The following is a 19,394-nucleotide window of genomic DNA, read 5'->3' on the forward strand; positions in this document are numbered from 1 at the left end:
CCGGCAATGGGGGGGGTGAAGGAGCGGGGCTGGGGTGCGTGCATCGCAAGGCGGAGGATTGAGCCATGGCGAATGGGGCCTCCCCTGCTCGAGCGAAGCCGAGAGCTCGGGGAACATGGTGATGGACGACAACACCGCGAGGTACGCGCCCCAGCCCCGTGACGCTGCCCCCCAATTGCCGGCCGGTCTTATGCCGGCTCAGAGGAACTCACAGGGGCTCACAGGCCGGCGGTCCCGCGGGCTTGAGCCAGGGATCGCAAACGGGCGGGCTCGCGGAGTCAGCGGACGGGGGTCAGCTCCGGGTCTTCGCGCAGCTTGCCGAGCGCCCGTGACACCGCGCTCTTGACCGTGCCGATGGACACCCCGAGCACCTCGGCCGTCTGCGCCTCGCTGAGATCCTCGTAGTAGCGCAGGACGACCATCGCCCGCTGCCGGTCAGGGAGCTTCAGCACGGCTCGCCACATCGCATCGTGCAACGACTGCTGCTCGGCCGGATCGGGCGCCGGAGCCGTCTCCTGCTCGGGCAGCTCGTCGCAGGCGAATTCGTCCACCTTCCGCTTGCGCCACTGCGAGGTGCGGGTGTTCACCAGGGCCCGGCGGACATAGCCGTCGAGCGCCCGGTGATCCTCGATCCGTTCCCACGCGACGTATGTCTTGGTGAGCGCGGTCTGCAGCAGATCCTCGGCATCGCTCGGGTTCGCGGTCAGCGAGCGCGCGGTACGCAGCAGCACGGGCCCCCGCGCCCGCACGAACGACGAGAACGACGGGTAGGGAGCGTAGGGCGCCCGCACCGCATACGAACCGTGCGATCCCGGTGAACCATGCGACGCATGCTGCGTGTGCGACGCCGGCGAGGTGAGCGGCGTGTGTCCGGTGGCGGCAGTGGCCCCCCTGGAGGCGCCCGTGCAGACTGGCGTGGTCATAGGTCCACGCTAGGAGCGGGTGCTACCCGGGGGATCGGCCCCAGGTCCCGAAGCCACGTCCGCCTCAGGTTGTAGGGGTAGGGCCGGCCCCACCTCCTGGAGGAGTAGAGCTCGTCATCAGGACTCAGGGTCGCCCCCCTGAGACAACGGGCCCGCTCCTGCGCCACGGTCAATCATCGGTGCCCAGAATCAGTCCGGAGGTAGGCACTCCTGTGCCCGCTGTGACCAGGGTTCTGGCCGCCCCGGATATCTGGTTCACCGACGTGCCCCGGATCTGCCGGACCGCCTCCGCGATGCCGTTCATCCCGTGCAGATACGCCTCCCCCAACTGGCCTCCATGCGTGTTCAGGGGCAGCGCGCCGTCCGCCACGAAGTCGGCGGCCTCGCCCGGCCCGCAGAAGCCGAACTCCTCCAGCTGCATCAGCACGAACGGGGTGAAGTGGTCGTAGAGAATGCCCACATCAATGTCGGAAGGGGTGAGTCCGGAGGTACGCCAGAGCTGCCTGGCGACGACGTCCATCTCCGGCAGCCCGGTCAGCCCGTCACGGTAGAAACTGGTCATCTGCTCCTGCGCCCGCCCTGCGCCCTGTGCGGCGGCGATGATCACCGCAGGCGGACGCGGAAGGTCCCTGGCCCGCTCGGCGCTGGTCACGACGATCGCCTGTCCGCCGTCGGTCTCCTGGCAGCAGTCGAGCAGCCGCAGCGGTTCGACGATCCAGCGCGACGCGGCGTGGTCGGCGAGGGTGATCGGCTTCTCGTAGAAGTACGCCGCCGGGTTGCGCGCCGCATGGCGCCGGTCGGTGACCGCGACATGGCCGAAGGCCTCCGGGGTCAGGTTGTAGGTGTGCAGGTAACGCTGGGCGGCCATGGCCACCCAGGAGGCGGGGGTGAGGAGCCCGAAGGGGAGGTTCCAGCCGAGCGCCGTCCCCTCGGCGGTGGGTTCCCGGTGCTGCACCCCGGATCCGAAGCGCCGCCCCGAGCGTTCGTTGAAGGCGCGGTAGCAGACCACGACATCGGCCACCCCGCTCGCCACGGCGAGCGCCGCCTGCTGCACGGTCGCGCAGGCCGCCCCGCCGCCGTAGTGGATGCGGGAGAAGAACGACAGCTCTCCGATGCCGGCCGCCTGGGCCACCGTGATTTCGGGGCTGGTGTCCATGGTGAAGGTGACCAGACCGTCGACATCGGCGGGGGTCAGCCCGGCGTCGTCGAGGGCGGTTCGCACCGCCTCGACGGCCAGCTTGAGTTCACTGCGCCCGGAATCCTTGGAGAACTCGGTCGCCCCGATCCCGACGATTGCTGCCCGGCCGCCGAGCGAATCGGCCCTGCGCACGCTCATGCCGATCCCTCCGGAACGCTGACGGTCACCGTGCCGGTGACATGCCTGCCGAGACCGTTGGCGCCGACGACCGTCACCTCGGCCGTCCCGGCGTCATCGAGGGCCGTGATGGTGCCGCTCAACACCATGGTGTCTCCAGGGTAGTTGGGTGCCCCCAGACTGATGGCGACCTTGCGGAGCACCGCAGACGGCCCGAAGTGGTCGGTGATGTACCGCCCCACCAGGCCATTGGTCGTCAGGATGTTCATGAAGATGTCCGGGGAACCCTTCTGCTGCGCGAGCTCCGCGTCATGGTGCACGTCCTGGTAGTCGCGGGAGGCGACGGCACCCGCGACGATGAGGGTGCGGGTCACCGCGATCTCCAGCGGTGCCAGCTCCTCGCCGACCTTCATTGCGATCCCTCCTTCACCAGCAACTCGCCCAGTTCCTCAAGCACTTCACTGCCGCATCCCAGATAGGAGTCGAGCTGACGGCCCCAGAGGAAGTGACGGTGGACGGGGTGGTCGAGATCGGCGCCCGTACCGCCGTGCAGATGCTGTCCGGCGTGTACGACTCTCTTGCCCGCCTCCGAGGCCCACCAGGCCGCAGTGAGCGCCTGGGCGCCGTAGGCCAGACCCTGGTCGTGGCGCCATGCCGCCTCGTACGCCGTGACCCGTATCGCCTCTGTGTCCATATGGGCGTCGGCTGCGCGCAGCAGCACCCCCTGGTTGGTGGAGAGCGGGCGCCCGAACTGCTCCCGGGTGGTGGCGTGGGCGACCGCTCGGGCCAGCGACCCGGCGCACACCCCGGCCTGCAATCCCGCGAACGCCGTCCGGCTCGCGGCCAGCACCGCCCCGTACATCCTTGCTGCCGCCGCCTCTCCTGTCTCCGCGTCCGGCTCCCGACCCGTTCCCCCTTCTGCTTCTGCTTCCGGGCTCGGCTCGGGGCCCAGCTCCGGCCCCGGCCCCGGCCCGCCGAGCCGCTCGCCGGGAGCCCGGTCCAGGACGAGCCGCGCCGCCGACCACGGCGCCGTCGTCTCCACCGGCACGACCACCACGCCCGGACCGGCAGTCCGCACGACCCGCAGCACCCGGTCCGCATCCGCCACGAGCACCAGGGTGGCGTCCCGCAGCCAGGGCACATAGGGCACGACGCCGCTCAGCCGCCCTTCCCCGTCGGTCCGCAGACCGGAGCGTGCCGGAAACGCTCCGGTGGCCACGGCCGTGCCGTCCCGCAGGGGTGGCAGCAGTCGCTCCCGCTGTTCGTCCGTACCGTGGTCGGCAACGGCGAGCAGCCCGTACACACAGCTCGCGGCGAACGGCACCTGCGCGGTCGTCCTGCCCTGTTCCTCCAACAGCAGCACCAGACCCAGCAGCCCGATCTCCTCGACGGCGGCCGTGAGCCCGGCTGCGCACAGCTCCTTCCACAACTCGGCATCCGTCCCCGACCCTGCGGCGGCCAGTCGCTCGTGCGTGGCCAGGTCACCGAAGATCTGCGCGGCGAGCCCCTGTGCCGCGCCCTGCTCCTCCGTGGGCGTGAAGTCCATGTCAGCCCTCGCTCCCTCGGAAGACCGGCAGCTCCAACTCGGGGTCCGTACGCAGGAATTCCAGCCTCACCGACATTCCCGTCCGCACCTTGTCGTAGGGCACACCGACCACATTGCTGACCATCCGCACGCCCTCCGCCAGCTCGATCAGCGCCACCACGTACGGCCCGGCGTCGTCGGAGGTGCTGAAGGCGGGGAAGGGCGGGTGATGCATCACGACGTGACTGAAGACCGTGCCCTCGCCGCCCGCCTCGACCGTGTCCCACTCCTGGCAGCCGCACTCATTGCACCCGGGGAGCCAGGGAAAACGCAGGGTCTCGCACTCCCGGCACCGCTGGATGAGCAGTCTGTGCTCGGCGACGCCCTGCCAGAAACCGGCGTTGTCCCGGTTGATCACCGGTCTCGGCCGCAGACTCCGGCCGCCCTGCCTCAACCTTCGTCCTCCACCCCGTTGCCCCCCTTTCCCCCCTGCGGGCGTGTACTTCAGGATCCGGAAGCGATGCGTCCCGGCCGGTTCACCGGCCGCTCGGAGGTCCATCCGCGTCGTGATGAAATAGCCCGTCCCCAGCTTCGTCGTCTTCCGCTCCGACACCGACTCGATCACCGCATCGAAAGTGATCCGGTCCCCGGGCCGCAGCGGCCGCAGGTACTCCTGCTCGCAGTCGGTCGCGACCACCGAGGTGTACCCGGCACCGTCGAGCAGGCCGAACAGCTCGTCGTACGCCCCGGACCGGTCGGTGTGCCCCGACAGACCGCCCATCGTCCACGCCTGCAGCATCGTCGGCGGCGCGATCGCCCCCGGCCCCACGTACGCGGGATTCCCGTCCCCCATCGCCTCGCACCAGTGCCTGATCATCGCCTCGTTGACCAGGTCCTTGCCGACGCCGGCCGTGGCGGCCGCGCGCCCTTCGTACGCTTTGAGCCTCCCGTGCAACTGGTCCCCTGCGTCCGTCACCGCTTCCCCCTCTTCATGCCGAGCCGCATCGTCGCGACGATCTCCCGCTGCACCTCGCTCACCCCGCCCCCGAAGGTGTTGATCTGCGCCGCCCTGTTCATCCGCTCCAGCTCCCCGTCCCCGAAGGAGCCGGGCGATCCGCCCCTGACCATCCCGGCCTCGCCCGTGATTTCCTGGCACATTCGATACACCTCGACGGCCGATTCGGTTCCCACGAATTTCACGCCGCTCGCGTCCCCGGGGGCCACCGAGCCCGCCCCGACGTCCCCCACCAGACGCCAGTTGAGCAGGCGGGTTGCCGCCAGCCGGGCATACGCCTCGGCCAGCCGGGACCGCACCCACGGCTCGTCAACCGGACGCCGCCCCGTCGCCGGATCGGGGGTGCGGGCAAAGGCGAGCGCCGCCTCGTAGAAGTCCTCGGCCTGCATCCCGATCGCCGCGAGCGCCACCCGCTCGTGGTTCAGCTGGTTGGTGATCAGTCCCCAGCCGCCGTTCTCCTCGCCGACCAGGTTCGTGGCGGGCACCCGGACCCCGTCGTAATAGGTGGCCGTCGTGATCAGTCCGCCCACGGTCTCGATCGGGGTCCAGGAAAAGCCCGGCGCGTCCGTCGGAACCAGGACGATCGAGATGCCCTTGTGGTTGGGCGCCTCCGGATCCGTACGGCAGGCGAGCCAGATCCAGTCCGCGTTCTGCGCATTGCTGGTGAAGATCTTCTGCCCGTCGATCACCCAGTCGCCCCCGCTCTCGGCTTCGCTCGAGCGTGAGGTGCCTCCTCTGTCCCGCACCGCCCTGGTCCGCAGCGCGGCCAGGTCCGTGCCGGCCTCGGGTTCGCTGTAGCCGATCGCGAAAACGAGGTCCCCGCTCAGGATCCGCGGGAGAAAATAATCCTTCTGCACCTCGGTCCCGTACCTCATCAGCGTCGGGCCGACGGTGTTGAGCGTGACCATGGACACGGGTGCGCCCGCCCGGTACGCCTCGTCGAAGAAGACGAACTGCTCGTCGTGTCCGCGGCCCTGTCCTCCGTACTCGACGGGCCAGCCGAGCCCGAGCATCCCGTCGGCACCGATACGCCGCACCAGCCGACGCTGCTCGACCGGGTCCTCGGGCGCCGCCCGGGGCCTGGGCTTCCCCTCCGCCCCAGGAGTTCCGTCCGTCCCGCGGGCCGTGTCGGCTCGAGCGGCCGGATCCGTCCCGGAGATCACATCGCGGAAATACGTGCGGAGTTCAGCGCGCAGCTGCCGCTGACGTTCCGTCGGGGCGAGGTGCACGGCGGCGGCCTCCCGGGCGCGGGCGGGCGGATCAGGGTTTCTGACTGTCCGTCAGATTGCTGATCGCTGTCAAGGCCGGCGACGCCCGAACACCCCCGCCCGCCCCCTCCGGAACGCGAACAGCCTGCGCAAGGAAACCGAAGTGTCCTCGCACAGGCCGCTGTTCGCCCCGCCGCGCCCCGGCCCCCCGACCGGCCCGCGGCGGCCCCCGGCTCACCAGAGATTGGTGAAGTACACCGCGATACTCCTATTGGACTGATCGATCACGGTGAAGGCCGAGCCGTTCACCTGCGCCGAGTTGCTCCGGTTCGACGCCCCGGAGCCGGTGGCCTGCTGCTGCGACGTGGACGAATTACCGAAGTTGTCCCCACCGACTCCGCTGCCGCTGATCGTCGCAACGCCCGCGTTCGATCCATCGTTCGCGGACGAGCCGTTGTCGGCCTGGGCCACGCCGCTGAAGAGTGCGGCGGCGAGAGGCAGTGCGACAACAGCGGCGAGGGCGCGAGCGGTACGGATGCTTGCCATGTCAATTCCTCCAGGAACCGGAAGTGCAGCTTGTCCCAAGGCAGTTGGCCGACCGCCCCGGTGTTGGTCACGACGTCGCGAGACCAAAGTTGCCCACCGAATCCCCCACGAACCACCCATGATCCATGATTCCCCCGCAAGCATGAGGAACACCCGATAAACCTCCCGCACGCCCTCAAAGCCCCGGTTCACACCCCCCGCATGGATCCGCACCACGCGAACCGCACACCCCGAAGGAAAAGCGTTCCTGCACATTTTCTGCCAATCCACCCCATTGCGCCCAAGCGCCCGCAAGCCCACCCATCGACACGCCGATCCCACCTCACCCCCTTCCTTTTCTCGAACACCTGTACGAAAATGAACTATGGCCATCACCGACTGGCAGACCGCCACCCTGGCCCTCGCCCACGCGCTCTCCGCCGCCGAGCACGGGCTTCCCGTCATCCCGCTGTCCGCCACCAAGCTCCCCGCCCTGCGCTCCCCCCACCGCGGCGACGACCGGCCAGTCAGCTGCCGGGGCGCCTGCGGCCTTCCCGGACACGGGGTCCATGACGCCACCACGAACCCCGCCGCCGTACGGGCCCTGTTCGCCGCCGCTCCGTGGGCCACCGGCTACGGCATCGCCTGCGGACGGGCCCCGCACCACCTCATCGGCATCGACCTCGACATCGATGCCTATGGCCGCAACGACTCCGCGGCGGCCCTCCAGCAGCTGGCCCTGCACCATCTGTTCACCATCCCGCCAACCGTCACAGTCATCACACCGAGCGGCGGGCGCCACATCTGGCTCACCGGTCCGCCCGGGGTGCCCGTACCGAACTCCGCCGGCCGCCTCGCCCCCGGCATCGACATCCGCGGCGCCGGCGGCTACCTGGTCGGCCCCGGCTCGGTCACCACCGGCGGCACCTACCGACTCGCCCCTGGCGCCGCCGATCTCTCCCCGACCCCCTGCCCCCGCGCACTCCTGCGGCTGCTCACACCCCCCGCGCGCCCTCACCGCCCCTCGCCCCGCCCCCACCACGGCCGGGGCCTGGTCCAGTTCGTCCTCGCGGCACACGAAGGACAGCGCAACACTCGCCTCTTCTGGGCAGCTTGCCGTGCGTACGAACACGGCTTCGGCGACGCTCTCGCGGATGCCCTCACCAGGGCCGCCGTCCGCACCGGCCTCACCGAACACGAAGCCCGCGCCACCATCGCCTCGGCCGCCCGCCTCACCTCCGGCCGCCCCGCCGGCCCGGAGGGCAGCTCCGACCGGTCGCCTTGACCGGACATGCCGGGCAGGCAGCGCAGAAGGGGCGCCCTCTCGGACGCCCCTTCACAGGTGGTGCGGTGGGTGTGGGATTTGAACCCACGGTGACATCGCTGCCACGACGGTTTTCAAGACCGTTCCCTTAGGCCGCTCGGGCAACCCACCCTCGCCCCGGCCCACCAGGGTCGGAGCGGGTACAGCGTACCGGCCTCACGCGGTGCGCGGGGGTCGTGGTCCACACGGGGTCCATTGAGAATGAAGGAACCTCACCGCGCCGGGCGCAGACCTGCCCATACGCTCAAGGTCTTCGGCTCGGTCCGGCCAGAGGTGAGGGGCGGGTGAGGCTCATTGCCAGGCGCCGGAAGGCCGAGGCGTGACCTCTTTGCCATGTTGGGCAGGCGCGCGAGCCCGGTCGGGCGGTCATCATGGCGGGTGATCAACGCCGGATGGGCTGCCGACCGGCGCTGAGCGGATGAGCGTGAGGTGGTGGGGTGGATGCTCGGGACCATGTTCGAGCTGCTGGACAAGGCCGCGAACGTGTTCATGTTGGTCCTGGGGGTGGGGTGCGTGTGGCTGGGGTGGACAGGCGTACGACGACCCCGGCAGTCTCCGAAAATCATGCAAGCTCCCACGTGGGCCATCCGCACCTGGGGCGTCGGCTACGTGGTGCTGGGTGTGTCCCTCATTGCCGAGGTGGTGAGCTGGATGGACATCCAGGAGCTGGGCTGGCCGACGGCCCTTATTCGCTGTGTCGCCGGGCCGCTGGTGTTCGCCTCGGTGCTGGCCGGGGTGATCTGGCGGTGGCGGGGACGCCGTGGCGGCCTGGTGCACGAAGAGCGGCGGAGGTGAATCACCATGCGTGTCCGCCTGCGCTTCGCCCTCGCTGCCGTCCCTGGCGCTGCGCTCCTCTTCGGGGCAGCCTTGTTTGGCGCCTGGGCCGACGACCACCATCACATCTGGCTGAGCCGCGTGTGCGTCGTCGGTGCTGGAGCCGGCCTGGGGGTCGCTGTCGTCGCTGTCTTCCTCGCCGTCACCCCTCGATTCATCTGGCGTTTCGTCTTCAATGACGGGGCAAAGGGACAGCACAGGACCTTGCACCGCAGGCGCATGAAGCTGCCCGACTGAACGGTGCCGCAAGACCATCTCGTCACACTGACGCGAAAAGAGCCGAACTCGCGTCCGACTCTGCATCGGTCTGAGATCCAGGAGACCGATCGAGAGGGGCCGCGGGCGGCAGCCCGCGAAGTCCAGGAGGAGACAGGGTGGCATCCTGGACCCATCCAGCCCCTGATCTACTCCGGGCCAGGCGGATCTGCTCGAAGTGGCGGTGCGCTTCCGCGATCGCCCGGTGAGTGGAGTCCCGGTTGCCGAGCGTGGCATGAGCGAAGGCTTCGCGCATGGACAGCACCGACAGAACGCGTGGGGTGGTGCCCAGGGCTGAGCAGGCCCGGTCCTGGGCAGCCGTAACGAATGCCAGGGAGCCGTCGGGCTTGTTCGGTGTGCGCGGCACGACCGCGCACATGATCCGGATGTCCATGCCAGAGGTGCGGACGAGCGGGTCGCGTGCGGTTCGCAGAGGCCGTGCAGCATCTGCGCAGCCATGCCGACTGGTTCGGCATCGACGTCGACGGCGCGCTCCTTCGGGCAGGTGTCCCGTCCGAAACCGTCGCCCAAGGACTCACCGGGTCGGTGGCCCGTGCGGCCATCGAGGCCGGCATCCCCAAACGGGGCCGCGATACGCACGACGAATCGGCACCCATCCGCAGCATCGACACGAGCTGAACGACTGCCGCGCCCTGCGGACGAGTGACCGCGACCGCCTCGGCCCTGCACTGTGGGACGCACGAGGGGGGCCGCCGAATCGCTCGGCCCCCCTCACCTGCATCTTTCCTGACTGCGGACAGCCGGTCCGGTCAGTTGTCGCCCTTGCGCTGTCCCAGGGTGACTTCGGCGGTCGACACCTTGCCGTCGCGCTTATATGTCAGCATCACCTTGTCGCCCGGCTTGTGGGTCCAGATCTCGCCGATCAGGGTCGGGCCGCTGTCGATCACCGACTCGTTGAACTTCGTGATGACATCGCCTGCCTTGAGACCGGCCCTGGCCGCCGGACCGTCCGGCGAGACGGCCGGGGTGCCGCCCGAGCCCTGGTCCGAGATGACGGCTCCGCCGGTCTTCTCGTCCATCGTGACCGTGGCACCGATCACCGGGTAGACCGGCTGACCGGTCTTGATCAGCTGCTGGGCGACATTCCTCGCCTGGTTGATCGGGATCGCGAAGCCGAGGCCGATTGATCCCGCCTGCGACTGGGCGCTGCTGCTGGTGGACTGGATCGCCGAGTTGATGCCGATGACCGCACCACGCGCATCGAGCAGCGGACCTCCGGAGTTGCCCGGGTTGATCGAGGCGTCGGTCTGCAGTGCGCTCATGTACGAGCTGCTGCCGCCGGAACCGTCGCCGGAGGCCACCGGGCGGTTCTTGGCGCTGATGATGCCCGTCGTGACCGTGTTGGACAGACCGAATGGCGCACCGATCGCGATCGTTGAATCACCGACCGCAACCTGCTCCGAGTTTCCGAGGGCGAGCGGCGTAAGACCCGACGGTGCGTTCTTCAGCTTCAGCACCGCGACGTCGTAACCCTGCGCGCGGCCGACCACCTCGGCGTCGTACTTCTTGCCGTTGGAGAACGTCGCCGTGAGCTGGCCGCTGTTCGCCGCGGAGGCCACCACGTGGTTGTTCGTGAGGATGTGGCCTTCCTTGTCGTACACGAAACCGGTGCCCGTGCCGCCCTCGCCGTCGCCGCTCTGCGCGTCGATGGTGACCACACTCGGCAGCGCCTTGGCCGCGACGCCCGCGACCGTACCGGGATCGCGCTTGAGGACCTGAGGGTTGGATGCCGTGACCGTGGTCGAACCGGAGGAGTTGTCGTTCCGGTCGGCCGCCCAGTAGCCGAGGGCGCCGCCGACACCGCCCGCCACGAGCGCCGCCACTGCCACCGCCGCCACCAGGCCGCCACCTCGCCGCTTGCGCGGGGCTTCGGGCGTCTGCGGCTGGCCGGGGGCACCCCACACGGGACCACCGTGGGCATACGCGGGAACAGCGGGCGGGGGAGACGGCCAGGTACCCGCGGGCTGGGACTGCGGCGGCTGCGGCGGCGGCCAGTCATTCGAGCGCTGCGGCTGCTGAGACGGCTGCTCCGGCTGCTGGAATTGCTCCGTTGCCGTCGCCTCCGACGGTTCCGGGCTCGCGGGCGCCGGCGGGGACGCAGACGCGCCCTCAGGAGCAGCGGCCGGCACGGGAGGTGCGGACGGAACGGACGGAACGGCCTGAGCCGCGGTGCCCTCGTTGCCCTCGTTCTCTGTGCTCACAGCTCTTTACTCCTCGGTTCCTCATCAGTTTCGGCAAGAGATCCGCTGTACACGTGCCTGGAGCCAGCTTTTCCCATGACCCGTCAGGCCACTGTAAGCAGGACCTGTGTGTCCGCACACCAATCTTTATATCCGGCAAAACGGTCCCTCGCTGCGAGGTGCACGCGCCCGTCGCCCCACGGTGACACGATGACGTGGTGACCCACGCACGGCAGCACACCCTGCACCACCCCATCCAGGTCATCGCACACCGCGGAGCGTCCGACGACGCACCCGAGCACACCCTGGCCGCATACCGGAAGGCGATCGAGGACGGCGCCGACGCCCTGGAGTGCGATGTACGTCTCACCGCCGACGGCCACCTCGTCTGCGTCCACGACCGCCGGGTGAACCGCACGTCCAACGGGCGGGGTGCCGTCTCCGCCCTGGAGCTCTCCGCACTCGCCGCACTCGACTTCGGCTCCTGGAAGGACCGCGAGGAGTCTCCGGACTGGGACCCGGTGCCGGGCGAGCTCACCTCCGTACTCACTCTGGAGCGGCTGCTCGAGCTGGTCGTCGAGACGCGAGCCGCCGGGCGCCCCCTGCAACTGGCCATCGAGACCAAGCACCCCACGCGCTGGGCCGGCCAGGTGGAAGAACGGCTGCTGCACCTCCTGAAGCGGTACGAGTTCGACACGCCACCGGCGGACGGCCCCTCGCCGGTACGGATCATGAGTTTCTCGGCGCGCTCCCTGTACCGCATCCAGGCCGCCTCGCCCACCCTGCCCACCGTCTATCTGATGCAGTTCGTCTCGCCGCGGCTGCGCGACGGGCGACTGCCCGCCGGTGCCCGGATCGCCGGTCCGGGCCTGCGGATCGTACGCAGTAACCCCGGCTACGTCGAGCGACTGCACCGCGCGGGCCACCGCGTGCACGTCTGGACGGTCAATGAACCGGAGGACGTCGAGCTCTGCACCCGCCTGGGCGTCGAGGCAATCATCACGAATCGCCCAAAACAGGTCCTGTCGCAACTGGGTCATCTTTAACATCAGTTACAGGGAGTACACCGGCGCATTCGGTCTGTATTCGATCGTTACGAGTGCGTCACTGGCAGACCATTGGCCGGTTTCCGGCCCAGTCCAGGAGGGCATTCACTCCGTGGCGTGGGGCAAAGGAGGTCTCGGGGGTGGCGTTGGTGGTGGCACAGGAAGTGCCCACGTCGTCGAGCATGGCCGTACCCCATGGCCCTGCGGGCGTGGGCCAGGCGCGGCACCGGATGCGCGAGCAATTGCGCAGCCACGGGGTGTCGGATTCGGTCGTCGACGATGCTGTATTGATCCTTTCCGAACTTCTCAGCAATGCCTGTCGACACGGCAGGCCGCTGGGGCGACACACAGATGTGGGTGACGGTGACGTCCGCGCCGCATGGCGCGTCGACAGAACAGGCGGACTGACCGTCGAAGTGACCGACGGAGGTGGTCCCACCAGACCGATTCCGGCCACGCCTTCGGTGACGGCGCGCGGCGGACGCGGGCTCAACATCATCAGCGCGCTCGCCGAGGAGTGGGGCGTACGCGACAGCTCGTCCGGCGAGGTCACCGTCTGGGTGGTGGTCAGCGAAGGCCATGGGGCCGGGAACGGACACGTGCCGGGGCTCGACGGGCTGAACTTCGCCGACGCCTTCGACGACGCGGGCTGACGCCGACACACCCGTTGCGCGCCGCCTGGACGCAACAGAGGCGCCGCCCGGCGGACAGACCGCTGTACGGACCGGCGGGCGGGCCGCGTACCGGCACGCGTGCCGACCGGTGTCCCGGCCGATCTTCCGGCGTATGTACACGCAGGCACCCGGGCGTCTGTGCCCCGTACCCGACACGGGCGGCTAGGCTCGCGGCCCAGACCGCACTGTCGCAATCGGGAGAAAGCCCACCATGGCCAAGAAGCACCCTCAGACCAAGGCCGGGAAGCAGCAACTCAAGGACGGAGAGATCCCGGTGGTCGGGGCTCGTGAGCCCTGCCCGTGCGGTTCGGGCCGCCGCTACAAGGCGTGCCACGGTCGCGCCGCCGCCCAGGCCGTGACCGAGCTGGTCCACCGCCCCTTCGAGGGCCTGGCGGGCGAGTGCGACTGGGTCGCCCTGCGCGAGCTGGTGCCCGCCGCCACCGTCGAACTGACACTCAAGGGCGGGCTGCCCGAGGGCGTTCCGTCCGTGACGCTCGCGACCGTGCTGCCGATGGCCTGGCCGGCACTGCGCCGCGACGACGGTTCCGTCCTTGTCGCCCTGCAGAACGACACCTCCTCCGGTGACCTCAGCCGAGACCTCGCGGACACTCTGCAGCGTGCACTGGCCGCCGAGCCCGGCTCGCCCGTCGCCGCCCGCCGCGTACCGGCCGACGGTCCACGCCTGCAGGACCTGCTCGACCCGGAAGCGGCGTTCGAGCCGGCCGTCCACTCCGGCTTCGAGTTCTGGGTCTCGGACGCGGAGAACGCCACGCCCGAGGTGTCCGCGTCCCTGGAACGCGCGAACGAAGCGGCGATCCCGACCGTTCTGCTCTCCGGGGTGGACGCCGCGTATTGGTGCGAGACCCCGGAAAAGAACCACCTGCGCTGGGTCATGCCGCACCCCGAGGAGAAGCTGCTCGACGCGCTCGCCCGGCTGCACGCCGCCGGCACCTCCTCGCTCGGCGAAGGGACCCGGCTGGTCGGATCCTTCCGCGCGCACGGGCTGATGGTTCCGGTCTGGGACCTGCCGAGCGCGATGGGGGCGGAGGAGTGCGAGAAGCCCGCAGCCGAGCTCGCGGAGCGGCTGACGACGGCGCTCGCCTCGGACGCCCCGCTCACCGCCGAGGAGCGCCGGGCCCGTGGCGGGCTCACCAACCGCCAGGTGACGCTCAGCTGACCGTGCGGACGTGACGACCCCTGCGGGCCGCCCGGTGACTCACGTCACACCTTTCGTACCCGCAGGTAAATCACTGTCCGAATAAGTGAGATCGAATTTGCGAACGGCAGATCTCTTGTTACGGTTCTAGAAGCCCGGTCGCTGGTGCATCCCCCGTCGCCAGCGATCGGGCATTCTCATGCCCGGACCCGGCGCGCGGCGCGGTCCACTGAGCGGACGGCGCCTGGCGCACAGCAGCTGCGGACCGGCGTCAACCCGCCGCAGGGGACGCCGGATTGGAACCGGCCCTCAGCCGGAGCGGAGCCTCCTCGGCCGCCCCTCGCCCGCGTACTCAGCCACTGCCGTGTACGCGTCGGGGCCTCCGTGTGACGAGCGGCGAGGCGTTTCGCAGTCCCCGGCTCGTCCTGTGCGTCCACTGTGCAGCGCACTTCGACGGTCCGGCCGCCGAGCCCCATCAGGATGAGTACGGACCGGAGTTCGCCACCCGTCGTATTGCGGTAGGAGCTGCGCGCCCAGGTGCCCCGGCCTTCGGTCATGACGCGGGTCTGCGCCTCGACGCCCCCGGGGAAATCAGCTCGGGGCCGCAGCGGGCAACGGTCCGCGGAGCGGAACCAGCAGCGCCGGGGCCGGTGGCGACGCCGAATCCGGGGACCACCCTGGCCTCACCGCCCCCCGTGAGCGGTCAGTATCGGGCAGAAGTCCGACACCGAAACTCCCGTCCGGAGATCCCTTTGCGGCAGTGCCCATAACGCCCTCCGAACCTTTTTCGGAAGGTGCATCAGAAAGCCCGTCGACATAAAACTTTACATGGGCAGACTTTGCATGGCCTGGTACGGAATCGAGGCTTTCCGTGGGCTCGGCGGAAGCGACGAGCGGGAGCACGACGGCGGACACCACCACACCCGCCATAATGATCATGCGGAGATTCATGGTGGTCCCACCTCTCAGCCGACGGGAATTCCTGACGCTGCGCGAAGGCATCGGCGCCATGGGGGCACCCGGGTGGAGCACGCCCGCGCACCGCAGAACCCGGACCGGCTCACACCCGAAGGAGTGAGCCGATCCGCCCCCGGCCGTCCACCGACCCGCTCGTACGCCGGCCCCGGTAGCCGCGCCCGTCAGTAAGCGAGCCGACTGCCGCCGTCGGGAGCGCTGGTGCTCGCTTCGACCAGTGCGTCCAGGACGGCTTCGACGTCCGGCAGCCAGGGCGTCGCCGAGCCGGGCAGCGGAGCCCGCTCCCAGCGCACCTGTCCCGCACCCACCCCCGACGGGGGAAGGACGAGATAGCCGCCCTCGCCATGGAAGCGCAGCGAACTGGGGACCCAGTCCTTGGCATGCAACAGCTCACCCAGCCGTTCGAGGGTGTAAGGGGCGACCAGCAGCGACCACCGGGTCGGTGTCGCCACCACCGGGCCCAGCCGCATGCCCATGCGGTCGAGCCCGGCCAGCGCCCGGGCACCGGCCACGGCCGGCAGGCTCAGAGCGCACGGGGCACGGCCACCGGTGGCCAGCACGATCGGCGCGGTCGGCCGGTTGTTCCACCACCAGCACACCATGCGCTCGTCGGTGGTCGCCGCGAGGAGACCGGGGTCGAAGGGGTGTGCGCCGGGTACGACGCACTCGGGATCGGGGCAGGCACAGTCGCGGCCACGGTCACCGCGGCCACCGGCTGCGTCCAGTCCCACTCCGGGGAGCACGGGCCACTGCCATGCAGTGGCGCAGGTCAGGGCCGCGTCGAGCTGAGCGGGCCTTGCCTTGCGCCGGAGCCGGAGCCTGCGTCGCCTTCCGAGGATCTCGCGCATGAGCGCTCGTTCCTTTCCGTTGAACGCCGAGGGCCACATCACACCACGTGCGCGTCACATCACGTGTGCAGTACTTCACCGTGCGTACATGCTCTCTATGTCTGCGGTACGGGGTCACCCGTCGGTACCGAGCGTGAGCCGAGTCGAGCTGAGCCAGGTCCAGCCAAAAGCATGAGCATGGCGAGGGGCAGCGCGCGTCGCGCCTGCCGTCCGATGGTGCACAACCCCGCCACTCGGGGGTGGGGCGCGGTCGTCGTAGTGAGGACGCCCGGGCTCTCTGCCAGGTTCCGGGGCGACCGGAACTGCCCCTGGTTCCTCACCGATTACGTACCCCGCAGGCCCGGAATGACGCTCCCGCCGGGACTTCACCCCGCGGGCACCCCCTGTCGAGCCAGACCCAGTCGACCGCAATTAGACGCCATAGGGTGCATTTTTTGGCCAACTTGGTGGTCCCATGGACACCACAAATGCCGTAGGGACAATGCTGGACATCGGCTCACTTGTGCGTGTACATGTGGATGCACTGATAGCGGCGCAGAATGACATGGGGGTTTGCGATGCTATTCGACGAAACGCACTGGTCGGAAAGCCGGTTGCCATGAGCGCCCCTCACCTGCCGAAAGTGGCTGGAATCGATCCCATGGTTCCTGTTTCAGCGCACACTGCCGGGCCCCTGGCCGATGCGGCCGCCGCACCGGGAGCCTTCATCCAGGACCGTCTGGCCGGCTGGGTGTCCGACCTCACGACGCTCCATGAACTCACCGAGCGACTGGCCAGAACCAGCACCCTCGACGACGCACTGCACGAACTACTGGATGCCGGCGCGGCTCTCGTCGGCGCCCGCCGCGGACTGATCGTGTTCGAACCTTCCGACCGTCGCGGCCCGGTCTCCACCATCGGTCTCGGGCTCGCCCATGCCGAGCTCGGGCACATCGAGACGGTGCCGCGCAGCGCCACTTCGTACGGCCGGATCCTGGACGGCCTTCCAGCCACCGAAACCCCACTGACCAGCCCTGACCTTCTCGGCGACGCAAGCGTGGACCCCCGCCACCGCGAGGTCGCCGCCCGGCTCGGATACGCCGCCAGCTACGCCCTGCCGATCACCACCGACGCGACCGGACGACTCGGCGCAGCCGTCTGGCTGTACGACGAGCCCGCCGAGCCGCTGGAGCGCCAACGTCATCTCGTCGGCCTGTATGCCGGGTACGCGAGTGAGCATCTGGCCCGGTTGCTGGAGCTGGAACGGGCCAGGGCCGACGTCGCCACCATCAGGGAGGAGCTGCTGCCCAGCCGGCTGCCCCTGGTCATCGGCGTACAGCTGGCCGCCCGCCATCGCACGGCACCGCGCGGCGGCGGTGACTGGTACGACGCGCTGGCGCTGCCGGAGGGCGCACTCGGTCTCGCCGTCGGTTCGGTGGGCGGTTCCGGGCCGAGCGCCCTGGCCGCCATGGGACGGCTGCGGGCGGGCCTGCGGGCGTACGCGGTGATGGAGGGCGAGGATCCGGTCGCCGTCCTGTCCGATCTGGAACTGCTGCTGCGGCTGACCGAACCCGCCCGGTCCGCGACCGCACTCTTCGCCTACTGCGAACCCGCCCGCCACAGGATCCTGCTCGCCGGCGCAGGGCACACGCCGCCGTTGGTGATCGGCGACCGGCGCACGGAGTTCGTCGAGACCTCGTTGTCCGCACCGCTGGGCATGCTTGCCTGCTGGGAAGCGCCGAGCGTGGAAATCGCCCCGGCGCCCGGCGAGACCGTGCTGCTCTACACCGACGGGCTGTTGCGCCGTACCGGAGACTCGATGGACCGGGCGTTCGCACGGCTCCACTCGGCGGCCGCGAGCGTGCCGAGGGCGCTGCGCCACGACGCCGGGTTCGTCGCCGACCATGTCCTGCGGACCGTCCTTCCGGACGGGCTCGACCAGGCCGACGGCACGGAGGACGTCGTGATCCTCGCCGCACGCTTCGACTGAACCGATCATTTCGGCTGAGTGGTGTCTTCCGGCTTCCGTGTGTAAGAGGTCCTACGGCCCTGGGCCCCCTTCCGTGCGCCCGTACGATGGACGGGATCCAGTGTCGTATCAAGGAGAGTCAAGCCGTGTCTGAGGAGCTCATCCCGGAGAACCCGGAGAACCCGGAGACCGAAGAAGACGAGACGGTCAAGCAGCGGAAGAACGGCCTGTACCCGGGCGTCTCCGATGAGCTCGCCGCCGGCATGAAGTCGGGTTGGGCCGACACCGAGCTGCACGGCCTCGAGCCGATCGCGCAGGCCGGTCACACCGCCGACCGCCGCGCCGCGCTGTCCGCCCGCTTCCCCGGCGAGCGTCTGGTCATTCCCGCAGGCAAACTGAAGACCCGCGCCAACGACACCGAGTACGCCTTCCGCGCGTCCACCGAGTACGCGTACCTCACCGGCGACCAGACCCAGGACGGTGTGCTGGTCCTGGAGCCGAAGGACGACGGCCACGAGGCGACGATCTACCTGCTGCCGCGCTCCAACCGGGAGAACGGCGAGTTCTGGCTCGACGGCCAGGGCGAGCTGTGGGTCGGCCGCCGCCACTCCCTCACCGAGGCCGAGCAGCTGCTGGGCCTCCCGGCGAAGGATGTGCGCGAGCTCCCGGCCGCGCTGGCCGAGGCCACCGGCCCGGTCCGCAACCTCCGCGGCCACGACGCGGGCATCGAGGCCGCGCTCACCGACAAGGTCACCGCGGAGCGCGACGAGGAACTGAAGATCTACCTCTCCGGGGCGCGACTGATCAAGGACGCCTTCGAGACGGCAGAGCTGCAGAAGGCCTGCGACGCCACGGCGCGCGGCTTCGAGGATGTCGTGAAGGTCCTCGACAAGGCCGAGGCCACCAGTGAGCGCTACATCGAGGGAACGTTCTTCCTGCGCGCCCGCGTCGAGGGCAACGACATCGGCTACGGCTCGATCTGCGCGGCCGGCCCGCACGCCACCACCCTGCACTGGGTGCGCAACGACGGCCCCGTGCGCTCCGGCGATCTGCTGCTCCTCGACGCCGGCGTCGAGACCAACGACCTCTACACCGCCGACGTGACCCGGACCCTTCCCATCAACGGCACGTTCACGCCGCTGCAGCGGAAGATCTACGACGCGGTGTACGAGGCCCAGGAGGCGGGCATCGCCGCCGTCAAGCCGGGCGCGGCCTTCCGCGACTTCCACGACGCCGCGCAGCGCGTGCTCGCCGAGAAGCTCGTCGCCTGGGGCCTGCTGGGCGACCTCTCCGTGGAGAAGGTCCTGGAGCTGGGTCTCCAGCGCCGCTGGACCCTGCACGGCACGGGCCACATGCTCGGCATGGACGTCCACGACTGCGCCACCGCGCGCACGGACACGTACGTCAACGGGACGCTGGAGGCCGGCATGTGCCTCACCGTCGAACCTGGCCTGTACTTCCAGGCCGACGACCTGACCGTGCCGGAGGAGTACCGCGGCATCGGCGTCCGGATCGAGGACGACATCCTCGTCACCGAGGAGGGCAACCGGAACCTCTCTGACAAGCTGCCACGCCAGGCCGACGAGATCGAGGCCTGGATGGCCCAGCTCAAGGGCTGACCA

Annotated in this window: 18 protein-coding genes, 1 tRNA gene and 1 pseudogene; 9 read left to right on the top strand and 11 right to left on the bottom strand. The window is 69.7% G+C overall.

Translation table 11 applies throughout. The annotated features are described in order from the left end of the window. Nucleotides 1-278 precede the first annotated feature (278 nt). The 7 genes from OH809_RS20940 to OH809_RS20970 all read right to left on the bottom strand — a co-directional run bounded on the left by OH809_RS20940 (nt 279) and on the right by OH809_RS20970 (nt 6,532). Nucleotides 279-923, bottom strand: coding sequence for a SigE family RNA polymerase sigma factor (locus OH809_RS20940; protein ID WP_406515442.1), 645 nt, complete (start codon nt 921-923; stop codon nt 279-281). A 169-nt stretch (nt 924-1,092) separates the two neighbouring features. After that, nucleotides 1,093-2,259 carry a lipid-transfer protein gene (locus OH809_RS20945; protein ID WP_406420989.1) on the bottom strand — a complete coding sequence of 389 codons (1,167 nt, stop codon included), beginning with the start codon at nt 2,257-2,259 and terminating at the stop codon, nt 1,093-1,095. Then, nucleotides 2,256-2,651 carry a MaoC family dehydratase gene (locus OH809_RS20950; RefSeq protein ID WP_406420988.1) on the bottom strand — a complete coding sequence of 132 codons (396 nt, stop codon included), beginning with the start codon at nt 2,649-2,651 and terminating at the stop codon, nt 2,256-2,258. The genes OH809_RS20945 and OH809_RS20950 overlap by 4 nt, the downstream gene beginning before the upstream one ends. Continuing rightward, a complete protein-coding gene (locus tag OH809_RS20955; RefSeq protein ID WP_406420987.1) occupies nt 2,648-3,784 on the bottom strand; it encodes an acyl-CoA dehydrogenase family protein in 1,137 nt (378 codons plus the stop codon). Before OH809_RS20955 ends, OH809_RS20950 begins: the two co-directional genes overlap by 4 nt. Before the next feature lies 1 nt (nt 3,785). Beyond that, nucleotides 3,786-4,739: a bifunctional MaoC family dehydratase N-terminal/OB-fold nucleic acid binding domain-containing protein gene (locus OH809_RS20960; protein ID WP_406420986.1), complete on the bottom strand. Its 954-nt coding sequence runs from the start codon at nt 4,737-4,739 to the stop codon at nt 3,786-3,788. Further along, nucleotides 4,736-6,007, bottom strand: a complete 1,272-nt coding sequence (locus OH809_RS20965) for an acyl-CoA dehydrogenase family protein (protein WP_406420985.1) — start codon at nt 6,005-6,007, stop codon at nt 4,736-4,738. The genes OH809_RS20960 and OH809_RS20965 overlap by 4 nt, the downstream gene beginning before the upstream one ends. A gap of 213 nt (nt 6,008-6,220) precedes the next feature. Next, on the bottom strand, nt 6,221-6,532 hold the full coding sequence (locus tag OH809_RS20970; RefSeq protein ID WP_406420984.1) for a hypothetical protein: 312 nt from the start codon (nt 6,530-6,532) through the stop codon (nt 6,221-6,223). 364 nt (nt 6,533-6,896) lie between these two features. On the opposite strand from OH809_RS20970, the gene OH809_RS20975 reads away from it, so the two are divergent. Next, nucleotides 6,897-7,796: a bifunctional DNA primase/polymerase gene (locus OH809_RS20975; protein ID WP_406420983.1), complete on the top strand. Its 900-nt coding sequence runs from the start codon at nt 6,897-6,899 to the stop codon at nt 7,794-7,796. 63 nt (nt 7,797-7,859) lie between these two features. Here the strand turns inward: OH809_RS20975 and OH809_RS20980 are convergent. Further along, nucleotides 7,860-7,946 (bottom strand) — tRNA-Ser (locus tag OH809_RS20980). Between the two features lie 342 nt (nt 7,947-8,288). Between OH809_RS20980 and OH809_RS20985 the strand changes: the two genes are divergently transcribed. Next, entirely contained in the window at nt 8,289-8,630 is a 342-nt protein-coding gene (locus OH809_RS20985) for a hypothetical protein (protein WP_406420982.1), read from the top strand. A 6-nt stretch (nt 8,631-8,636) separates the two neighbouring features. After that, entirely contained in the window at nt 8,637-8,906 is a 270-nt protein-coding gene (locus OH809_RS20990; RefSeq protein WP_406420981.1) for a hypothetical protein, read from the top strand. Between the two features lie 181 nt (nt 8,907-9,087). On the opposite strand, the pseudogene OH809_RS20995 reads toward OH809_RS20990, so the two are convergent. Next, nucleotides 9,088-9,276, bottom strand: a pseudogene (locus OH809_RS20995) (hypothetical protein); the annotation flags it as partial. A 68-nt stretch (nt 9,277-9,344) separates the two neighbouring features. On the opposite strand from OH809_RS20995, the gene OH809_RS21000 reads away from it, so the two are divergent. Further along, nucleotides 9,345-9,563 carry a hypothetical protein gene (locus OH809_RS21000; RefSeq protein ID WP_406420980.1) on the top strand — a complete coding sequence of 73 codons (219 nt, stop codon included), beginning with the start codon at nt 9,345-9,347 and terminating at the stop codon, nt 9,561-9,563. A gap of 131 nt (nt 9,564-9,694) precedes the next feature. On the opposite strand, the gene OH809_RS21005 is transcribed toward OH809_RS21000, so the two are convergent. Beyond that, nucleotides 9,695-11,146: a S1C family serine protease gene (locus tag OH809_RS21005; protein WP_406420979.1), complete on the bottom strand. Its 1,452-nt coding sequence runs from the start codon at nt 11,144-11,146 to the stop codon at nt 9,695-9,697. A 197-nt stretch (nt 11,147-11,343) separates the two neighbouring features. Between OH809_RS21005 and OH809_RS21010 the strand changes: the two genes are divergently transcribed. The 3 genes from OH809_RS21010 (at nt 11,344) to OH809_RS21020 (ending at nt 14,022) form a co-directional block, all read left to right on the top strand. Beyond that, a complete protein-coding gene (locus tag OH809_RS21010) occupies nt 11,344-12,171 on the top strand; it encodes a glycerophosphodiester phosphodiesterase (RefSeq protein ID WP_406420978.1) in 828 nt (275 codons plus the stop codon). A gap of 53 nt (nt 12,172-12,224) precedes the next feature. Beyond that, a complete protein-coding gene (locus tag OH809_RS21015) occupies nt 12,225-12,824 on the top strand; it encodes an ATP-binding protein (protein ID WP_406420977.1) in 600 nt (199 codons plus the stop codon). Nucleotides 12,825-13,056: 232 nt separating this feature from the next. Beyond that, a complete protein-coding gene (locus OH809_RS21020; RefSeq protein ID WP_406420976.1) occupies nt 13,057-14,022 on the top strand; it encodes a DUF5926 family protein in 966 nt (321 codons plus the stop codon). 1,118 nt (nt 14,023-15,140) lie between these two features. On the opposite strand, the gene OH809_RS21025 is transcribed toward OH809_RS21020, so the two are convergent. Beyond that, entirely contained in the window at nt 15,141-15,824 is a 684-nt protein-coding gene (locus tag OH809_RS21025) for a bifunctional DNA primase/polymerase (protein ID WP_406420975.1), read from the bottom strand. A 481-nt stretch (nt 15,825-16,305) separates the two neighbouring features. On the opposite strand from OH809_RS21025, the gene OH809_RS21030 reads away from it, so the two are divergent. Both OH809_RS21030 and OH809_RS21035 read left to right on the top strand, forming a co-directional pair. After that, the gene (locus OH809_RS21030; RefSeq protein ID WP_406425073.1) at nt 16,306-17,793 is read left to right on the top strand and encodes a PP2C family protein-serine/threonine phosphatase; all 1,488 of its coding nucleotides are present in this window, start codon (nt 16,306-16,308) and stop codon (nt 17,791-17,793) included. A 125-nt stretch (nt 17,794-17,918) separates the two neighbouring features. After that, complete coding sequence (locus OH809_RS21035) at nt 17,919-19,391, top strand: aminopeptidase P family protein (RefSeq protein ID WP_406420974.1); 1,473 nt, start codon at nt 17,919-17,921, stop codon at nt 19,389-19,391. Nucleotides 19,392-19,394: the final 3 nt, after the last annotated feature.

It is taken from the genome of Streptomyces sp. NBC_00873, from assembly GCF_045207415.1.
Classification (GTDB): Bacteria; Actinomycetota; Actinomycetes; order Streptomycetales; family Streptomycetaceae; genus Streptomyces.